Origin of the sequence: Kordia sp. SMS9 (genome assembly GCF_003352465.1) — a bacterium.
Classification (GTDB): Bacteria; Bacteroidota; Bacteroidia; order Flavobacteriales; family Flavobacteriaceae; genus Kordia.
Map to the genome: position 1 here is coordinate 1,547,097 of NZ_CP031153.1, position 18,542 is coordinate 1,565,638.

General features: G+C 36.1%; 16 protein-coding genes. 10 read left to right on the forward strand and 6 right to left on the reverse strand.

Translation table 11 applies throughout. The features are described from left to right. Nucleotides 1–66: 66 nt before the first annotated feature. Entirely contained in the window at nucleotides 67–1,410 is a 1,344-nt protein-coding gene (locus KORDIASMS9_RS06740; protein ID WP_114902112.1) for a deoxyguanosinetriphosphate triphosphohydrolase, read from the reverse strand. Between the two features lie 233 nt (nucleotides 1,411–1,643). On the opposite strand from KORDIASMS9_RS06740, the gene KORDIASMS9_RS06745 reads away from it, so the two are divergent. Further along, on the forward strand, nucleotides 1,644–4,103 hold the full coding sequence (locus KORDIASMS9_RS06745) for an inorganic phosphate transporter (protein ID WP_240321146.1): 2,460 nt from the start codon (nucleotides 1,644–1,646) through the stop codon (nucleotides 4,101–4,103). Nucleotides 4,104–4,112: 9 nt separating this feature from the next. Beyond that, nucleotides 4,113–4,817, forward strand: coding sequence for a DUF6503 family protein (locus KORDIASMS9_RS06750; RefSeq protein WP_114902113.1), 705 nt, complete (start codon nucleotides 4,113–4,115; stop codon nucleotides 4,815–4,817). Nucleotides 4,818–5,002: 185 nt separating this feature from the next. On the opposite strand, the gene KORDIASMS9_RS06755 is transcribed toward KORDIASMS9_RS06750, so the two are convergent. Continuing rightward, a complete protein-coding gene (locus KORDIASMS9_RS06755; protein WP_114902114.1) occupies nucleotides 5,003–7,276 on the reverse strand; it encodes a TonB-dependent receptor in 2,274 nt (757 codons plus the stop codon). 107 nt (nucleotides 7,277–7,383) lie between these two features. On the opposite strand from KORDIASMS9_RS06755, the gene KORDIASMS9_RS06760 reads away from it, so the two are divergent. The 8 genes from KORDIASMS9_RS06760 (at nucleotide 7,384) to KORDIASMS9_RS06795 (ending at nucleotide 15,123) form a co-directional block, all read left to right on the forward strand. Continuing rightward, complete coding sequence (locus KORDIASMS9_RS06760) at nucleotides 7,384–8,034, forward strand: metal-dependent transcriptional regulator (protein ID WP_205318068.1); 651 nt, start codon at nucleotides 7,384–7,386, stop codon at nucleotides 8,032–8,034. A 168-nt stretch (nucleotides 8,035–8,202) separates the two neighbouring features. Continuing rightward, nucleotides 8,203–9,117 carry a metal ABC transporter solute-binding protein, Zn/Mn family gene (locus KORDIASMS9_RS06765; RefSeq protein WP_114902116.1) on the forward strand — a complete coding sequence of 305 codons (915 nt, stop codon included), beginning with the start codon at nucleotides 8,203–8,205 and terminating at the stop codon, nucleotides 9,115–9,117. 117 nt (nucleotides 9,118–9,234) lie between these two features. After that, nucleotides 9,235–9,972 (forward strand): metal ABC transporter ATP-binding protein, encoded by a 738-nt coding sequence (locus tag KORDIASMS9_RS06770; RefSeq protein ID WP_114902117.1) that lies wholly within the window; start codon nucleotides 9,235–9,237, stop codon nucleotides 9,970–9,972. Between the two features lie 5 nt (nucleotides 9,973–9,977). After that, a complete protein-coding gene (locus tag KORDIASMS9_RS06775; RefSeq protein ID WP_162819796.1) occupies nucleotides 9,978–10,742 on the forward strand; it encodes a hypothetical protein in 765 nt (254 codons plus the stop codon). Nucleotides 10,743–10,795: 53 nt separating this feature from the next. After that, on the forward strand, nucleotides 10,796–11,869 hold the full coding sequence (locus tag KORDIASMS9_RS06780; protein ID WP_114902119.1) for a metal ABC transporter permease: 1,074 nt from the start codon (nucleotides 10,796–10,798) through the stop codon (nucleotides 11,867–11,869). Then, nucleotides 11,862–13,253 (forward strand): metal ABC transporter permease, encoded by a 1,392-nt coding sequence (locus tag KORDIASMS9_RS23825; RefSeq protein WP_240321147.1) that lies wholly within the window; start codon nucleotides 11,862–11,864, stop codon nucleotides 13,251–13,253. The genes KORDIASMS9_RS06780 and KORDIASMS9_RS23825 overlap by 8 nt, the downstream gene beginning before the upstream one ends. Before the next feature lie 472 nt (nucleotides 13,254–13,725). Beyond that, the gene (locus KORDIASMS9_RS06790) at nucleotides 13,726–14,388 is read left to right on the forward strand and encodes an autotransporter outer membrane beta-barrel domain-containing protein (RefSeq protein ID WP_114902120.1); all 663 of its coding nucleotides are present in this window, start codon (nucleotides 13,726–13,728) and stop codon (nucleotides 14,386–14,388) included. A 108-nt stretch (nucleotides 14,389–14,496) separates the two neighbouring features. Next, entirely contained in the window at nucleotides 14,497–15,123 is a 627-nt protein-coding gene (locus KORDIASMS9_RS06795) for an outer membrane beta-barrel protein (RefSeq protein WP_114902121.1), read from the forward strand. A gap of 15 nt (nucleotides 15,124–15,138) precedes the next feature. Here the strand turns inward: KORDIASMS9_RS06795 and KORDIASMS9_RS06800 are convergent, their stop codons facing one another. From KORDIASMS9_RS06800 to KORDIASMS9_RS06815, 4 genes are all read right to left on the reverse strand, one after another. Then, a complete protein-coding gene (locus KORDIASMS9_RS06800; RefSeq protein ID WP_114902122.1) occupies nucleotides 15,139–15,261 on the reverse strand; it encodes a FeoB-associated Cys-rich membrane protein in 123 nt (40 codons plus the stop codon). Between the two features lie 4 nt (nucleotides 15,262–15,265). Continuing rightward, entirely contained in the window at nucleotides 15,266–17,422 is a 2,157-nt protein-coding gene (gene feoB, locus KORDIASMS9_RS06805) for a ferrous iron transport protein B (RefSeq protein WP_114902123.1), read from the reverse strand. Nucleotides 17,423–17,434: 12 nt separating this feature from the next. Continuing rightward, the gene (locus tag KORDIASMS9_RS06810) at nucleotides 17,435–17,662 is read right to left on the reverse strand and encodes a FeoA family protein (protein ID WP_114902124.1); all 228 of its coding nucleotides are present in this window, start codon (nucleotides 17,660–17,662) and stop codon (nucleotides 17,435–17,437) included. 78 nt (nucleotides 17,663–17,740) lie between these two features. Further along, nucleotides 17,741–18,409 (reverse strand): SCO family protein, encoded by a 669-nt coding sequence (locus KORDIASMS9_RS06815; RefSeq protein WP_114902125.1) that lies wholly within the window; start codon nucleotides 18,407–18,409, stop codon nucleotides 17,741–17,743. Nucleotides 18,410–18,542: the final 133 nt, after the last annotated feature.

Genomic DNA, 18,542 nt, shown 5'->3' on the forward strand with positions numbered 1-18,542 from the left:
TGAATGCTGTTTTTTTAGAATAATTTTAGACATAATATTTAGTAAATTGGGTTTAGCAAAATTTATTTATACGGTTTTGGCTGTGAGTTTGTTAAACAGAATTACCGCTTTACTATCTGATAATTTAGAGATGTAATTGGTAATATTCATCAGCCTGTGGTATAAATAGTCTGTTGTATAGTCTACACTTTCGGGTAAAACTTTCAAAATGAGTTTGTCATAATTTGAAAGTGTTCCTGTATGATAGTTTTCTACGGCTGTAATAAAGGTGTTGAGCAACTGTTGCAATACGTGATATCCTGTAATTTCTTTTTCGATAACTTCGTCACTTCTGTAGATTTTATCAATGCTTATTTTGATAATATCATCAATTTGCGCCTTGTATTTGCTCTTGTCCATAATACCTACAGAAAAATTGCCTGCACAGATGGCTTCTTCGTTTTCCAAGAAGATACGCACTGCATCTTCAATTAAAGTGTTGATAGATAATGCTCGTAAATAACTTAAACGGTCTTCACGGTGTTGCAATTGGCTATATTTTTCTTTGTGAATGGTATCTCGCACCAAATTGATTAAATACTCCAATGCTTTTTCTTCTTGAATCAATCCGAGATTGATGCCATCTTCAAAATCAATAATGGTATAGCAAATATCATCGGCGGCTTCTACCAAAAATGTCAGTGGATGTCTTGCATACCGAATGTCATCTCCATTTCCATATTTCGTTAAGCCAAGTTCCTCAGCAACATCAGTAAACGCTTCTTTTTGCGATTGAAAAATTCCGTATTTCTTATCTGCAATATGTGTAGTTGGTTTTTTAGGAAGCGATTGTTTTGGATATTTCATAAAAGCACCTAAGGTTGCATAACTCAAACGCAAACTTCCGTCTACACCTTTGCGATTTTCGGTCAAAATTTTAAATCCGTTGGCATTTCCTTCAAAATCACATACATCTTGAAACTCTTTTGGAGTTAACTTTGATTGAAATTTTGATCCATTCCCGATTTTAAAATATTCACCAATGGCTTTTTCGCCAGAATGTCCAAACGGTGGATTTCCAATATCATGTGCCAAAGCAGCCGCAGCGACAATAGCGCCAAAATCGTTGAACTGAAATCCGTGAACTTCTTTTAAATGTGGATATTTTTCTAGGAGTTTTGTGCCTACTTTTCTTCCCAAACTTCTTCCTACCACCGAAACTTCCAAGCTATGTGTAAGTCGTGTGTGTACAAAGTCAGTTTTAGATAATGGAACTACCTGAGTTTTATCTTGCAAGCTGCGAAAAGCGGAGGAAAAAATGACGCGATCGTAATCCACTTCGAATCCCAATCGGGTTTCGTCTTGCTCTTTACGCAGTCGTTTATGGGTATCTCCGTGACGTTTTAAAGAGAGTAATTGTTCCCAATTCATTAGAAAAATAGCATTTTACGTGCAATATACCACATATATAAATGAAATGCCAATCCTTAACAATTATCAACGCTTCATACCAGCATTTAAAGGAAAATGAACGATATTTCCTCGATTTTTTAGTTATTTGTTATATTTAACACAGCTATGGATGGTATTTAAGATATAACCTTTAGGTAACATTACATTTGGCGACACTATTGATATTTGTAAATTATTTTTAATATCCTCATATGGACAATATTTACTTACTGATGATCATTGCATTGACGGTATTGGCAATTGCCGATTTAGTCGTAGGAGTTAGTAATGATGCAGTAAACTTCTTAAACTCAGCTATTGGCTCTAAAGCCATTTCTTTTAAAACCATCATGATCGTTGCGAGTATTGGTGTTGCTATTGGTGCTATTTTTTCAAGTGGATTGATGGAAGTCGCCCGAAAAGGGATTTTTACACCCGAAAATTTCGTTTTTCATGAAATCATGATCATTTTCATGGCGGTGATGATTACGGATATTTTACTGCTCGACTTTTTTAATACGCTCGGAATGCCAACGTCTACCACGGTTTCCATTGTGTTTGAATTGTTGGGTGCCGCAGTTGCCATGGCACTAATTAAAATTAGTAAACAAGGAGCCGATTACGATACCTTACTTCAATACATAAACACCTCACAAGCCACTAAAATTATTGTAGGAATTCTGCTCTCGGTAGTCATTGCCTTTACCGTTGGTGCACTTGTACAGTGGATTTCACGCTTGTTGTTATCCTATAATTTTAATGAAAAAGCACGTTGGATTGGCGCTTTGTTTGGTGGATTTGCCTTAACAGCGATTACCTATTTTATTTTTGTAAAAGGAATCAAAGGAACTACGTATGCGAGTTCTATTATAGAAACTTTATACACAGGGCCACGTGATGGTTTGCTCGCTTGGGCTAATGAATATTTCACAACTACCTATGAAAGTATCGCAGAACTTGTAAAAGCCAAAGAAAAAACACTCACAGTTGACGATAAAACAGGTGTAGCTACCATTACATTAAAGAATTTCTTAGAAGTGTATGTATGGCAAATTGTATCGATCAGTTTGGTGGTTTGGTCTGTGATTTCGTATGTAATAATGTCGTTTCTTAAAACGAATATCTACAAACTAATTATCATTGTAGGAACGTTTGCGTTGGCACTCGCTTTCGCTGGAAACGACTTGGTAAACTTTATTGGTGTACCAATTGCAGGTTGGCAATCATACGATAGGTTTATGATAGATGCTGGAGCAAATGCTGCCGATATAGAGTTGGCTGCTAGAAGTTTTTCCATGGATTTCTTAGAAGATAAAGTACCGACACCAACCATCTTTTTGGTCATTGCAGGATTGATCATGGTGGTGACACTATGGTTTTCAAGCAAAGCAAAAGCCGTTGTCAAAACATCGATCGATTTATCTAGTCAAGAACAAACCAAAGAGCGTTTTAGACCGAACTACTTATCAAGAGCACTGGTGCGAACTTCTATTAGTATGTCACAAGGGATTGCGCAAATTACACCAAATTCTTGGGAAAAGAAGATTGACAAACAGTTTACCATTCCGCCAGTAAAAAGTTATCAAAACAAAAAAGACATTCCTGCATTTGATATGGTACGTGCGGCTGTAAATTTAATGGTAGCCAGCGTATTAATTTCGATTGCGACTTCGATGAAATTACCATTATCTACAACGTATGTAACATTTATGGTTGCGATGGGAACCTCTTTGGCAGACAGAGCTTGGGGCGCAGAAAGTGCAGTGTATAGAGTTGCTGGCGTATTGAATGTGATTGGAGGATGGTTTTTTACAGCAATTGTAGCTTTTGTTGCTGCAGGATTAATTGCCTTTTTGCTAAATATCAATCTTGAAATTATGTTGCTCTTATTGTTGAGTTTGGCAGCATTCCTATTGATTCGAAATTATATCATTCACAATAAAAAGGCGAAAGAAGCGAAAGTTGAAGACAGCTTAAAGAAAGCGGAAAGTAGTTCAGTGCAAGGTGTTATCCACGAAAGTGCTGACAATATTGGAAGTGTATTGACAAGAGGAAATAGAATTTATACAAGCGCTATCAACGGTTTGGCTAAGCAAGATTTGAATATGCTGAAGAAAAATCGTAAAAATATTTCCAAGCTATCCGATGAAATTGACGAATTGCGTGATAATATTTTCTTCTTCATCAAAAACTTAGATGAAGCAAGTAGCGTGGGTGCGAGTAATTTTTACATCAATATTTTAGACTATTTGCAAAACATTACACAATCGCTAGAGTACATTTCGAAAGCGAGTTTAAAACATGTAAACAACAATCACAAGAAGCTTAAATTCAATCAGATAAAAGAACTGAAACAGGTTGATGAAGCAATGGAAGCTTTGTTCAATCAGACAAAAGAAGCGTTCGCTTCCCGTTCGTTTGAAGATATTGAAGGTGTACTTGTCAGTAGAAATTCCATTTTTGAATTGGTGCAACAAAAAATTCAAACGCAGGTAGAACGTACGCGTACCGAAGAATCGAGTCCGAAAAATACAACACTATATTTTAGCATATTGCTAGAAACGAAAGATTTATTGAACGCTACGATGGATCTTTTAGAAGTATATTACAAAGAGCACGATAGTTCGGTAGAACCAGCAACGATCAAAGAAAAATCGGATCAAGAAGAATAAATAACACACATGATTAAAACCATTTTCACTTTTATCATTCTAACCACCACGACATTTGCTGTTGGACAAGAATTGTCGGGGGAAGAATTGTTAGCAAAAGCCATTCAATACCACGATCCAAATGGCAATTGGGATTCTTTCAATGGAACATTACAAATTACGATGGAAACTCCTAAAAATCCTGCACGTGTAAGTACCATCAAGATCAACTTACCCAAAGAATATTTTTACGTAAAAGCCACACGTGCTGCGGAAACTACAGAATATACAGTTGAGAAAAACGATTGTAAAATTGCCTTCAACGGCAACACGGAAGTTTCTGAAGAAGTCAAAAAAGAAAACAATCTCAATTGCGAACGCGCCCATTTGTACAAGAATTATTACACGTATTTATATGGGTTGCCCATGAAATTAAAAGACGAAGGAACCATCATTGCTTCAAAAGTGATGAAAAAAACCTTTAAAGGGAAAGAATATTTAGTGCTAAAAGCAACCTACAAAGAAAGTGTTGGAAAAGATACATGGTACTTTTACTTTGATCCAAAAACGTATGCTATGGAAATCTATCAATTTTTTAAGAATGAATCTAAAAATGATGGAGAGTACATTTTACTTTCAGAAGAAAAAGTGGTCAACGGAATCAAAATGCCAAAAATTCGCGCTTGGTATTACAATGCAAATGATGGTTATTTAGGTACTGATATTTTAGATTGATGGTTAGTTTGAGTTGAAAACCCCAACCAGCTTCGGCTTCACTTTTAGGTTGTTAGACTATTTGAAACATCGTTACGAGAAAGTACGACGAAGTAATCTGCTATTTCAGGAGCATTGCGATTTTTCCGAAATCCGTCATGCGATCTTGAATCAAGTTCAAGATGACACAAAATGATTCAAAAAAATCAAAGATCTGTTCCAAAGCGAAGTCCAACAAAAATTGTGCGCGGTTGTGCAGGTCCGTAAATATAATTTGGATCACGGTCAATCGTTTGGTCAAAATCATCTTGATACGCGTTCAGCACATTTTTGACGCCAGCGTTGATTTCCAAGCCATATTTTTCAGAAATACGAAACGTTTTACTAGCATTTAAGCCAACTTCAAACAAAGTAGGCGTTTCTTCCAAAACGGTTTCAGGAATAAAACCAGCCACATGCGGTACAAACATACTTCCTGTATACACGCCATTTACATTAAAACTCCATTGGTCGTTTGGCGTAAAACTCATCAACATATTTCCATATACATTCGGCGTACGCGTGATTCTATTTGTTACAATTCCTTGTTCGGGTTCATACGAATTTTCAAAATAACTATTCTGAAACGTTCCGCCAAGCTGAAATAAAAACTTCGGATTTGGACTGTAACGCGCTTCCAAATTCACACCATTTACAATCGCATTATCACCATTTATCTTTTCCTTAATCTCCAAACCATCTACTTCGCCGCGTGCTTCATACACAAACGGATCGTTGATTGTCGTATAAAAACCTTCCAACGTCAACACGAGTTGATGATCTTCATGCTGATGCGAATATTCCAACGAACCAATAAAACTATGCGACAATTCCTCCTTTAAATCTGCTGCCAAACGCACCCGACGCACTTCACCCGTAATAATCTCCGAATGCACATCCTCCGAATAAAATTGTGGCGCACGAAAACCTTGCGAATAGCCAGTTCTAAAACTCACGGTTTCACTAATATTATACAAAACACTTACGCGCGGATTCACAATAAAAAGTGATTCATTTGTCAAATTAGACGTAAACAATTCACCGCGAGCACCTGTAAGAACTTTTAAATTGTCTAAAATTTTCCAGTCGAGTTGTGTATATATTCCAAGTGTATTGGTGTTTTGCGTTATCGGAATGATCAACGGATTTTCCCTGCGTTCTGTAATGCGATTAAAGCGATGTTCTACGCCAGACGTCAAATCCATACTGCCACTGATAAAATTTTCAAACTTTACCGTATGTTGCATTCCTGCAACGGTCACAAAATCTTTCGTCAAGCCAAAACCGTTTGGATCTTGATTCGTACCATAATAATTGTCAGATCGTGTATGTTGAATATTTCCATAGGCGGAAAACTTCTGTAGATAATCTTCTGAAAAATAATCAAATGTCAAACCACCGCCAATCACATTACTCGTAATTTCTTCGGCGATATTGGCAAATAAAGGCGATTTGTCTAGAAAATCTCCACCGCGACGGTATTCATGCGATGTATTAAATTCGAGTGTTAACTTGCGTCTAAAATCTAACTTATAAAACGATTTGAAGCCGAAGTTGAGGTTTTGCAATTTGGTAATTTCGGTAAACCCATCATCGTTATTGTCATAACCTTCACGATTGCGGTGCATGCCAAAAAAGGTAATTCCTTTATTCAAATCTTCGGATACAAATGTGGAATTAAAAGTTGTCACAGCATCCGTGCTTTCGCCGTCAATCAAGCCAATTTTTGAAGCGACTTGAAACTGATTTTCCACAGGATCTTTCGTAATAATATTAATTGTTCCCGCAATCGCATTCGAACCAAAAATAGCAGATCCGCCGCCGCGTGTGACTTCAATTTGTTCAATCATATTGGTGGGAATCTGTTCCAAACCATAAATTCCGTTCAACGAACTAAATACAGGACGACTATTGACTAAAATTTGCGAATACGCACCATCCAAACCGTTAATTCGTATTTGTGTAAATCCACAATTCTGGCAATTTACTTCCGTACGCAAACCAGGTTGAAAATTCAAACCTTCAAACAGCGTAGCAGCTTGAACCTTTTGTAACGATTCAGCATTTGTAACTGTCACCAAAACAGGCGCTTCACGGCGATTCAACGCAGTTCGTGTTGCAGAAACCACGACCTGATCCAATCCTAAAAGATCTTCTTCCAAATACAGAGTAAATGACAAGTTTTTATCAGTAACTGTAATTGCTTTTTCAATCGTTTTAAAACCGATAGATTGCACCATCAAAACATAATTCCCTTTCATAACTTTCAATGAAAAGTTTCCAGCTTCATCCGTAATAGTGCCGTTATTGGTATTCTTTAAATAAACATTCGCAAAAGGAGTTGGACTGTCTTTATGAAGTACAGTTCCTTTAATTTCAAATGTTTGAGAGAAGCCTGTAACAGATAATAAGTAAAAAGCTAAACAAACTTTTAAGTTCATAGTAATATTTTTTTTGTAAATATATTACTTATTTTTAGTCTTGTCTAAAAAAAGAAATTATATAAAGGTAAAAATTGTATATTTGTCCTGTTAATTAATGCATTATGATGACACTTTCTGAAGAAAACTACTTAAAAGCCATCTATCACATTAGTGATGCCTGTGATGGTGGTATTAGCACAAATGCCATTGCGGAACGGATGAATACCAAAGCATCTTCTGTGACAGATATGATTAAAAAACTATCTGAAAAAGGCTTGGTGCATTACAAGCGTTACAAGGGTTCTGAATTGACGGAAGAAGGAAAATTAGTGGCTGCCAATATCATTAGAAAACACCGTTTGTGGGAAGTATTTTTGGTAGAAAAGCTCAACTTCACGTGGGATGAGGTGCATGATGTAGCAGAACAATTGGAACACATAAAATCTGAAAAACTCATTAATCAATTGGATGAGTTTTTAGGGTTTCCTAAGCGCGATCCGCACGGCGATCCTATTCCAGATAAAGACGGAAACATGTCTGATCATGCAGACGTATTATTGGTAACGTTGAATACAAATGACAAAGGAATTATTGTCGGTGTAAAAGATTCCTCTTCCTCATTCTTAAAATATTTGGACAAACAAGGAATTGCGTTGGGCAAAAAAGTGAAAGTGATGGACAAAGAACCGTTTGACAATTCCATGAAAATTCGCATTAAAAAAGAAGAATTCATGATTTCACAACAAATTGCGAATAATATTTATATCAAAAAGTAGTATGAAAGGTAATAGGTTTTTAGCATTAAGCATTCGTTGTATTTCGAACGTCACCTCGAGTGGCGAATCTACGATTCGTTGTATCGAGAAGTACTATGAAACGCTAAGGAGTTAAAGAACAAAGTAACAAAAAGACACTTCGACAAGCTCAGTGTAAACAATAAATAAATGAAAAAATACATATACATACTAATTGCTGCCATTACGATAACGAGTTGTAAAACGGAAGTGAAAAAGCAAAACGGAACGCTTCAAATCGTAACCACAACCACCATGATTACGGACATGGTAAAAAACATTGGTGGCGATGTAGTGGAAGTACAAGGTTTGATGGGAAGTGGTGTAGATCCGCATTTGTACAAAGCCAGCGCAGGCGATGTTGACAAGCTGTTTGAAGCAGACGTGATCATTTACAATGGATTGCATTTGGAAGGAAAATTGGAAGATGTTTTTGAAAAAATGCGCCAACAACAACGGCAAATTATTGCCGTTTCGGATGCTATTGACAAAAATGGCTTGATTGGTTCTGAATATTTTGCCTCCAATTACGATCCGCATATATGGTTCCACATTGACTATTGGAAGCAAGCCGCACAATTTGTGATCAACGAACTCAAACGATTAGACAGTAAAAATGCAGAAACCTTTGAAAAAAACGGACAAGCGTATTTGTCAAAATTAGATGCATTGGCGAAGGAGATTTCAGTAACGATTGAAGCATTACCTGTTGAAAAGCGAATTCTAGTTACAGCGCACGATGCGTTCAATTACTTTGGAAAATTACATAATTTTGAAGTTGTGGGTTTGCAAGGATTATCTACCGCAACAGAAGCTGGAGTACAAGATGTTCAAAAGTTGGCGGACTTTATTATTGAAAAAAATGTAAAAGCTATTTTTGTGGAAAGTTCAGTGCCAAAACGTACTATTGAAGCCTTGCAAGCTTCGGTAGAAGCAAACGGACATGAAGTCGCTATTGGCGGAACCTTATATTCAGATGCACTTGGCAACGCAGGAACGGTAGAAGGAACCTATATTGGAATGTATACATATAATGTACAAACGATAGTGAACGCATTAAAGTAGTTCCGTTTGAACTTAAAATGTTGAATACACAAATTAACGAATCAACAAAAAGACACTTCGACAAGCTCAGTGTAAACTATAAATAATCAAAAGCTCAGTGTAAACACTAAATAACCAATGAAAAAAAACTACGCCATCACCGTTGATGACCTTACGGTCGCTTACAATTACAAACCTGTACTTTGGGATATTGATTTGGCGATTCCAGAAGGTGTATTAATGTGTATTGTAGGACCAAATGGCGCGGGAAAATCTACGTTGATCAAGGCAATTTTGGGAATTTTGAAACCGATTGCAGGAACGATTTCTATTTTTGGAAAACCGTATGCAAAACAACGTTCATTAGTTGCGTATGTGCCGCAAAAAGGAAGCGTAGATTGGGATTTTCCAACCACCGCATTAGATGTTGTAATGATGGGAACCTACGGAAGTCTCGGTTGGATAAAACGTCCTGGGAAAAAAGAAAAGAAAGCTGCGTTGGAAGCCTTGGAAAAAGTTGGGATGTTGCCTTTTAAAAACAGACAAATCAGTCAGCTTTCGGGTGGACAACAACAGCGAATTTTCTTGGCAAGAGCTTTGGTACAAAATGCTTCCATCTACTTTATGGACGAACCGTTTCAAGGTGTAGATGCCACGACTGAAAAAGCGATCATCAACATCTTAAAAGAACTCCGAAAAGCAGGAAAAACAGTCGTAGTGGTGCATCACGATTTGCAAACGGTTCCCGAATATTTTGATTGGGTAACGTTTCTAAATGTGAAAAAAATTGCCACAGGTCCCGTAAAAGATATTTTCAATGATGACAATTTGACTAAAACCTACGGAATTAACTATAAAGTGAGTGTTCAAGAATAACGCGTATGAAACCAAAAACGTTCTTTTTACTACTATTCAGTGCTTTTTCACTTTCAATGTTTGCCCAAATCAACATGAAAGCGGAAGAAGCAAACCTGCTGAAAACATTGCTAAAATTACGTTCCAATGATCAAGAAATGGACTTGGAAAAAGTGTCGATTCAATTTGAAAATACACTCAAAACAATACTTTCAAAAGAAGAAAGCTGGCACTACAAATTTCCCGAATTGCGCAAATACATTGATATCAAGCAATCAAAAGATAAAAAAATCAGAACCTTTAGTTGGGACAGTCGCATGGGCGGAAGTTGGCATACCTTAAACACGTTCATTCAGCACGAAACTGAAAACGGTTTGCACGTATTTTCATTGCAAAATAAAAAAGTATTGGACAATGAAGAATTACATGCCAACGAAGCATACAGAGACGCCGTTATCATAGATATTCACACGTTTCATAACGGATATTTGTTGGAAGGTTTTGGAACGCATGGAAGCGGACATCATCACAAAGTATTGACGTATTACGAGTTGGTCAACGAAAAATTAATTCGAAAAGAAATTTTTGAAAACAACCAATCGATATACGTGTTTTTAATTCCAAGAAAGTATGATTTTGATCTAGAAGTGAATGTAGAAACGAAAACCATCACGCATAGCGAATTTGTAATGGACAACGATATTGGTTTTTATATGCCAACCGAAAAGCAAGTCATACTGACGTTTGACGGGAAAAAATTCAACAAAACCATTAAAAATAAAAAGCCATAGATTTTCAAGATTACATACAGCTTATTTTTTCTAACTATACCGCGCGGATTGTGATGTTAGGAACTGCCATTTTGGGCGCCATTTGTGGCATGCTGGGAAGTTTTGCCGTATTGCGAAAGCAAAGCCTGTTGGGCGATGCCATTTCGCACGCTGCGTTGCCAGGAATTGCCATTGCTTTCTTAATTACAGGTGTAAAAGACAGCAATTTGTTCTTGTTGGGTGCGTTAATCAGTGGATTGATTGGTACATTTTGGATTCGAAGCATCACGAAAAACACACATTTAAAATCGGATACGGCGTTAGGCTTAACACTTTCTTTATTTTTCGGATTCGGAATGCTGCTTTTAACCTTTATTCAAAAACAACCGAATGCCAGTCAAGCTGGATTGGACACGTATTTATTCGGTCAAGCCGCGACGTTATTGGCAAAAGATGTGTGGCTCATTGCGATTGTGGCAGGAATTGCATTGTTAATTTTACTCGTTTTTTGGAAAGAATTTAAAATCTTACTGTTTGACGAAGATTATACCAAAACGCTTGGTTTCAATACGCGTTTCATAGATATTTTAATCACTACATTTATCGTCATCACCATTGTGTTAGGTTTGCAAACCGTAGGCGTTATTTTAATGAGTGCCATGTTGCTTGCTCCAGCCGCAGCGGCACGACAATGGACAAACAGTTTGGAAATTATGGTCATTTTAGCAGCGATTTTTGGAGCTTTTTCAGGTGTGGTTGGCACAGGAATCAGTACTGTTGTCGGGAATCTTTCCACAGGTCCAGTCATTGTATTAGTTGCCTCAGGAATTGTGTTGCTTTCGTTTATATTTTCGCCAAAAAGAGGTTTATTATTCAGAGAAATTCGCTTTCGAAAAAATAGAAACAACATCAAAATGCAAAAAACCTTGGCGTTTATGTATGAAATTGCCAAAACACATGAACATATTTCGCATCCGCACGCAATTAAAATCTTAAATGATTTTCAAGGATTTTCAAAACGTTCGTTGCAGGAACTCGTGGATTTGAGTTATGTGCAAATTAACGGACAACAATGGTCTATGACGCAAAAAGGCTTTACAACCGCTGCCAATTTATACAATCAACAAATAGAAGATACGCATGAATAGCGCACAAATCACCATACAAATTATTGTGACACTTGTCGCGATTGCCTGCGCCATTCCAGGAACATTTTTGGTATTGCGAAAAATGTCGTTAATCAGCGATGCCATCAGTCATTCTATCTTATTGGGAATTGTGATTGGTTTTTTTATTGTGGAAGATACTTCGTCGCCGTTGCTCATTTTCTTGGCTGCCTTGGCGGGAGTTGTCACAGTAATATTGGTCGAATTCATTCAAAAAACAGGTTTAGTCAAAGAAGATACTGCTATTGGACTTGTATTTCCTGCGTTGTTTAGTATTGGTGTCATTCTCATCTCAAAAAATGCCAACGATGTCCATTTAGATATTGATTCGGTGATGGTTGGAGATTTAAGTCTCGCACCGTTTGATCCGTTGTTGATCAATTGTCAAGAAGGCATTGCAGATTCGTGTGTCAACTTAGGGCCAAAAGCCATTTGGGTAGTTGGGATTATTTTGATCATTACGTTAACATTATTATTTGCCTTTTTCAAGGAATTAAAAGTGAGCACGTTTGATGCAGGTTTGGCAGCAGCCCTAGGATTTTCACCAGTTATTATGCATTACGGATTGATGACAGTTTCATCCATCACCATTGTTGGAGCCTTTGATGCGGTTGGACCGATATTGGTTGTTGCACTCATGATTGCGCCTGCGGCAACTGCGTATTTATTCACCAAAGATTTAAAGAAAATGTTGTTGCTTTCCTGCTTTTTTGGTGTCATTGCTTCCATTGCAGGATTTTGGTTGGCATACATTATAGATGCTTCTATTTCGGGTTCTATGACGACGGTGTTGGCAGTATTATTTTTACTTGTTTATGAACCGATTATTACTTCTGTTGTTGTGAGTTTTTTGACAGGAGTTGGTATTATTTTTTATCAGTGGTATACCTTTTTAATGGCACAAGGTATTGAGCTTGACAAAATGCTTTTAGGAAAGAAGATACAAACCGTATTTTCAGAATTTATATTTTTAGATTATTTCTACATCTTCGTTATGACTTCTATATTTTCTGCGACATTAATCTACATATTACCAAAAAGAGGCTTGATTTATGGCTATTATAAAGTACGACAACAAAAAACGGAAATCATGTTGTTGGTGTTTTTATTGCACATTCGAAATCATACCGAAGAAAGCGAACGTCATGTAAAACATTTAAACGAACATATCAATTGGCAACGATTGCGATCACAATCTATTGTCGCTTTGGCGGAGAAGAATAATATGATAACGGTTACGGATCAAATTATTTCTTTAACAGAAAAAGGAGACGATTTTACCGAAAAAGCCATTGATTATATCATCACTAATAAAGACACAGAAATAGAAGAAATGAAAGATGATTTCTTTTTATTTAGAGGATAAAACAACACATCATTAAGAAAAAAGCAGTTTTTGTAAAAACGCACATTCTTTCAAAAACGCAGAAAACATCCTCAAAATCAACTAACAAACATTAGTTACTTGTTAATCAGTAACTTATGGATATTTCACAATAACCGTTTATCGAATAATTAAGTGCGTTTATCGACAAACTATGTTCGTTAACCTAATTATTGATCATTTCATGGATAAAGAATGTACTTTAGTATTGAGTAATTTTAGAAATCATTTAGTTGTTTAACTTAAGACATTAATTAACAACTTATTGTTAAGAAAAGAGAGTGAGGCTTAACACTCTCTTTTTTTATGCTTATTTTTTACCTACATCTCCTATTTCAACACTTCACGCTTCGTTAAAGTCTATTAAAATACCATTAAAGCACTGTTAAAAAGACAGGGATTTTGAAACGGCTATAGTACATTTGGTAGCAACATTAACATTAAAACCATTATAATGAAAAAAATTACACTATTCGTGTGTCTACTATGTATTGCCTTTGTAAATGCTCAAGATGACGACAAAAACACTGCTGACAAACTTACTTTTGATAAAGGAACACAGTTTGTAAACCTAAATTTTTCTTTGAATAGTAGTCAATCTGACTTTACGCAACAAATGCAAGGACAAATAGGAAATGGAGAAAGTGATGCTTTTGGCTTTCAAATAAATGCTTCCTATGCGTATGCCATTAGCAGCGATTTATTCTTAGGAATTGGTTTGGGATATTCCATTACTAATCTCAAGAGTGAAATCAATAATGTAACGCAAAATGAAAGCGATAATAAGTCGTATCAAATATTTCCATATGTGCGTTATTACAAAGGAATAGGAAAAAAATTAGCACTATTTGTGCAAGGAGAAGCACGATATTTTCGTATTGAAAATGACCTAAACTCATTAAACAACGGAACATCTGACAATTTCTTTGTTGGAGTGCGACCAGGAATTACATTGATGCTCAATAAAAATCTAGCTATAGAAACTTCTATTGGCGCATTGGGTTATTCACATAGAAAAGGAGAAAGCGAACAATTAGATACTGAAACAACAGGCAATTCGTTTGGTTTATCTTTAAACTCTTCTGAATTATTTTTTGGATTGAACTATTATTTCTAGGCGCGCATCAAATCATAAACATCACAATTTTTGGTAAGCTGCTAAACGTAGTTAGAAAAAATCTACGACTAACGACCATCTTACCATTTTGAAAATCAACATACAAAAATGAAAAAAAATATACTTTATATAAGTCTGCTTATAGTTGCATTTGTTCATGCGCAAGAAGTAGACACACAAACTTCAGATAAACTTCGTTTTGAAAAACACACACAGTTTATCAATACAAACTTCTCTATAAGTGTAACGAATCAAGAAACCAGATCATTAACTGCGAATACTACCGTAGACGAGAAACGTAATTCCTATAACTTTCAAGTTTCTTATGCGTACGGTATTGCTGAAAACCTTTTTTTAGGCGCTGGCCTTGGTTACGGACATGAAGTCACTACGTTTGGTTCAAATTCAGTAATAGGAAATAGATATAGAATACTTCCTTTTGTACGCTATTATAAAGGAATAGGAAAGCGTTTAGCACTTTATCTTCAAGGAGAAGTTAGTTTACAACATACAAATGTTGACAGATCTAAAGAAAATAGTTTTTCTGCGGGACTTCGCCCAGGAATTACATTGATGCTCAATAAAAAATTGGCATTGGAAACTTCTATAGGATTCTTTGGCTACTCTTCAAGTAATTTTGAAGGAGATAATATTCCTTCCGAAAGGGATAACAAAGCAATTAATTTGTCATTAAATTCTTCGAACTTACTTTTTGGATTGAATTATTATTTTTAAAAAGTGAAATTATACTTATGAACAACCGCAATCGTCTTCTCCACAAGCTTTTGCGGTTTTCTTTTTCCAAAAGAATTTCTTCACGATAAAAGCTATCGCAATTAAAAATACAACACCAACTATTATCTTTTGAATCATGCTATTATTTTAAAAACTGATACGCAATCAATCCTGCAACATACGCAATCACGGTCATGGCACCTAATTGAATCATGGGCCATTTCCAGCCATTGGTTTCTCGTTTTACAATTGCTAATGTACTCATGCATTGCATGGCAAACGCATAGAATAGTAAGAGTGAAATTCCCGTAGCAAAGGTAAATACTTTTTTTCCAGAGTTGGAATGCACTTCTGCTTGCATTTTTGCTTTGATGGTATTTCCACTTTCGTCATCGCCTTCGCTTCCTACACTATAAATGGTTGCCAAAGTTCCGATAAAGACTTCGCGCGCTGCAAACGAACTTACTAAGGCAATTCCTATTTTCCAGTCGTAACCCAAAGGTTTAATGGCAGGTTCTATGGCTTTTCCAATTGTACCCAATACTGAATTTTCCAAGCGCATTCCTGCAATTTCATCTTCAATTAATTCTTCTTTAAATTCAGGTATTTTTTTGATGATAGAATCATTCATCGCTTCCTCATCAAACGTTTTTCCAGCTTCTTTATATTCTTCTTCCAAACTTTCACCGTAGCGAAGTATTTTATTTTTCAACGCAACTTCTTGTATTTTTGTAAAACCATTTTTTTCAATGGATTCCGCTACAATGGATTCCGCATTATGAAATTGATCATTCACACCAACAGATCCTAAAACCCACAAAATAATGGAAATCGCTAAAATGATTTTTCCAGCTTCAAACACAAATGTTTTGGTTTTTTCAACAACCGTATATGCCACATTTTTCAACAATGGCACTTTGTATTTTGGCAATTCTACTACAAAATACGACTTGCTTTCAATTCGTAAGGTTTTATGTAAAATGTACGCTGATAGTAACGCAATGGCAAATCCGATCAAGTATAATAACATTAAGGTAATTCCTTGCCAATTAAAAATCCAAAACACACGTTCGTTCGGAATGATGAGCGCAATCAAAATGGCGTACACAGGCAAACGCGCTGAGCACGTGATAAACGGTGTCACTAAAATGGTGATCAAACGTTCTTTCCAGCTTTCTATGTTTCTCGTTGCCATAATTGCAGGAATCGCGCAAGCGGCACCCGAAATTAACGGAACGACACTTTTTCCGCTCAAGCCAAATTTACGCATGATTTTATCCATTAAAAAGACGACGCGACTCATATAACCACTTTCTTCCAAAATGGCAATAAAGAGAAATAAAAAGGCAATTTGTGGAATAAAAATGACGATTCCGCCCAAACCAGTAATGATGCCATCGGCGAGTAAATCGGTAAACATTCCAGCAGGCAATACTTCTTTTGTCCATTTGGCAAGTGCGCCAAATGCGCCGTCAATAAAGTCCATAGGCACATTACTCCACTCAAAAATCACTTGAAATATTAGCAATAATAATATGGCAAAAATCCCGTAGCCAAAGAATTTATGTGTAAAAACACGATCGAGTTTCGCTTGTATGTCTGTTGCTTTGGAACGATCGACTACATACGACTTTTTCAACGCTTCGTTGATAAATTGATAGCGCACAATGGTTTCGCGGTGCTGTACTTTTTTAAGTTCCGTTTTTGATAGAGAAGTGAATAAATCGGTATTGGTAATGGTATTTTGTGTAATTCTTTCTGCGGGAATGCAACGTTTTGTTGACAGTGATTTGTATTCGATGATGGCTTCTTTTACCTCATCAATTCCTGTTTTTTGCTTGGAGCTGATGACGACAATCTTCGTTTTTAAATCTGCTTCTAACTGTGGAATGTTTATAGAAATTCCTTTCGATTGCATTTGATCCGCCATGTTCACGACCAATATTGTGGGAATTTCTAAATCTTTTACTTGCGTGTAGATGAGCAAGTTGCGTTTTAACTGTTCCACATCTGTTACCACAATAGCAACATCAGGATAATTGTCATTTTCAGGAGTATTTAAAACGTCAATTACAATCTTTTCATCTGCGGAAGAAGGATTTAAACTATAAGTTCCTGGCAAATCTAAAATGGTTGCTTTTTGCGTTTTGGAGAGTTTGCAAGTTCCTGTCTTCTTATCTACTGTAATGCCAGGGTAATTTCCAACTTTTTGGTTCAAGCCTGTCAAATGGTTAAATAAGGATGTTTTTCCTGTATTTGGATTTCCTATTAAGGCTACTTTTATGGTTGAATCACTCATGAGGAACTGGAATTACAAAACTTTTTCAATTTGAATTTGCGCTGCAGTATCTTTTCTGATGGCAATATTACTTTCGTTAATCGTTAAAAATAAAGGACCATTAAAAATTGCGGTTTGTACCAATGAAATTTCGTTTCCAGGCAAGCAACCCATTTCAATAAGTTTTAGCGGAATGGAATCAATTGGAAAGTCGAGAATAATCGCTGTTTCCCCTTTTTTTAAATCTGCAATCGTCAACACGTCTTTATTTAGATTAATTTTAAAGAAGCAAAAATACACCAAAAAGTTTAGTTAGAAAATTTCCGTGTCAAAAAAGCATTATTCGTAAGAAGCTTTGAGAATTTTAATATCTTTTAGTAGTTTTTGAATTGCTTCCTCATTGGTACCGTCGTAGGTTCCACGAACTCTTTTTTCTTTGTCAACCAAAATGAAATTTTCGGTATGTATCATGCCATAATCGTCATCACCAGTAGATTTTACAGCCAAATACGATTTGCGAGCTAGGTCATATATCTGTTTCTTATCGCCCGTGACTAAATTCCACTTTTTATCATTGACACCTTTTTCAATAGCATAGCGTTTGAGTTGTGCAACTGTATCAATTTCTGGCGTGACCGAATGCGATAACAACATGACATCATCATCGTCAAGAATTTCTTTTTGCACAAGCGCCATATTCTTTGTCATTACTGGACAAATTGTTTGGCATGTTGTAAAGAAAAAATCGGTTACATAAATTTTATTTTTATACGTGTCTTGTGTGATGGTATCTCCGTTTTGATTGATGAGTTTAAAATCTTTAATCACATGATATTTTCGAACGTGTTGAATGGAAGCGTCTACCAATTCAGGGTTGAAATTATCAGGCTGATACACTGGAAGTGCGTCTTCTTGCTTCAATGCATAGTAAAAAGATACAATGATAATGGTTGATATACAGCCCATTACGATCGCAAAAAGTCTGTATTTCTTAAAAAATGTTAACATGTAATGTCGTTTAACGGATAAATTTACAGTTCGTCGATAAATTTTAGGGGGTTTATCGAAAAAACCGTGGACAAATTTACGATTTTTAAATTTGACTGGGAAAAATTCCTATATTGTTAATCCCAAATCTAGC

Bases quoted from the DNA above. Each gene is read 5' to 3' on its own strand.
- KORDIASMS9_RS06740 (WP_114902112.1), bottom strand. From the start codon at position 1,410: ATGAATTGGGAACAATTACTCTCTTTAAAACGTCACGGAGATACCCAT.
- KORDIASMS9_RS06745 (WP_240321146.1), top strand. From the start codon at position 1,644: ATGGACAATATTTACTTACTGATGATCATTGCATTGACGGTATTGGCA.
- KORDIASMS9_RS06750 (WP_114902113.1), top strand. From the start codon at position 4,113: ATGATTAAAACCATTTTCACTTTTATCATTCTAACCACCACGACATTT.
- KORDIASMS9_RS06755 (WP_114902114.1), bottom strand. From the start codon at position 7,276: ATGAACTTAAAAGTTTGTTTAGCTTTTTACTTATTATCTGTTACAGGC.
- KORDIASMS9_RS06760 (WP_205318068.1), top strand. From the start codon at position 7,384: ATGACACTTTCTGAAGAAAACTACTTAAAAGCCATCTATCACATTAGT.
- KORDIASMS9_RS06765 (WP_114902116.1), top strand. From the start codon at position 8,203: ATGAAAAAATACATATACATACTAATTGCTGCCATTACGATAACGAGT.
- KORDIASMS9_RS06770 (WP_114902117.1), top strand. From the start codon at position 9,235: ATGAAAAAAAACTACGCCATCACCGTTGATGACCTTACGGTCGCTTAC.
- KORDIASMS9_RS06775 (WP_162819796.1), top strand. From the start codon at position 9,978: ATGAAACCAAAAACGTTCTTTTTACTACTATTCAGTGCTTTTTCACTT.
- KORDIASMS9_RS06780 (WP_114902119.1), top strand. From the start codon at position 10,796: ATGTTAGGAACTGCCATTTTGGGCGCCATTTGTGGCATGCTGGGAAGT.
- KORDIASMS9_RS23825 (WP_240321147.1), top strand. From the start codon at position 11,862: ATGAATAGCGCACAAATCACCATACAAATTATTGTGACACTTGTCGCG.
- KORDIASMS9_RS06790 (WP_114902120.1), top strand. From the start codon at position 13,726: ATGAAAAAAATTACACTATTCGTGTGTCTACTATGTATTGCCTTTGTA.
- KORDIASMS9_RS06795 (WP_114902121.1), top strand. From the start codon at position 14,497: ATGAAAAAAAATATACTTTATATAAGTCTGCTTATAGTTGCATTTGTT.
- KORDIASMS9_RS06800 (WP_114902122.1), bottom strand. From the start codon at position 15,261: ATGATTCAAAAGATAATAGTTGGTGTTGTATTTTTAATTGCGATAGCT.
- feoB (WP_114902123.1), bottom strand. From the start codon at position 17,422: ATGAGTGATTCAACCATAAAAGTAGCCTTAATAGGAAATCCAAATACA.
- KORDIASMS9_RS06815 (WP_114902125.1), bottom strand. From the start codon at position 18,409: ATGTTAACATTTTTTAAGAAATACAGACTTTTTGCGATCGTAATGGGC.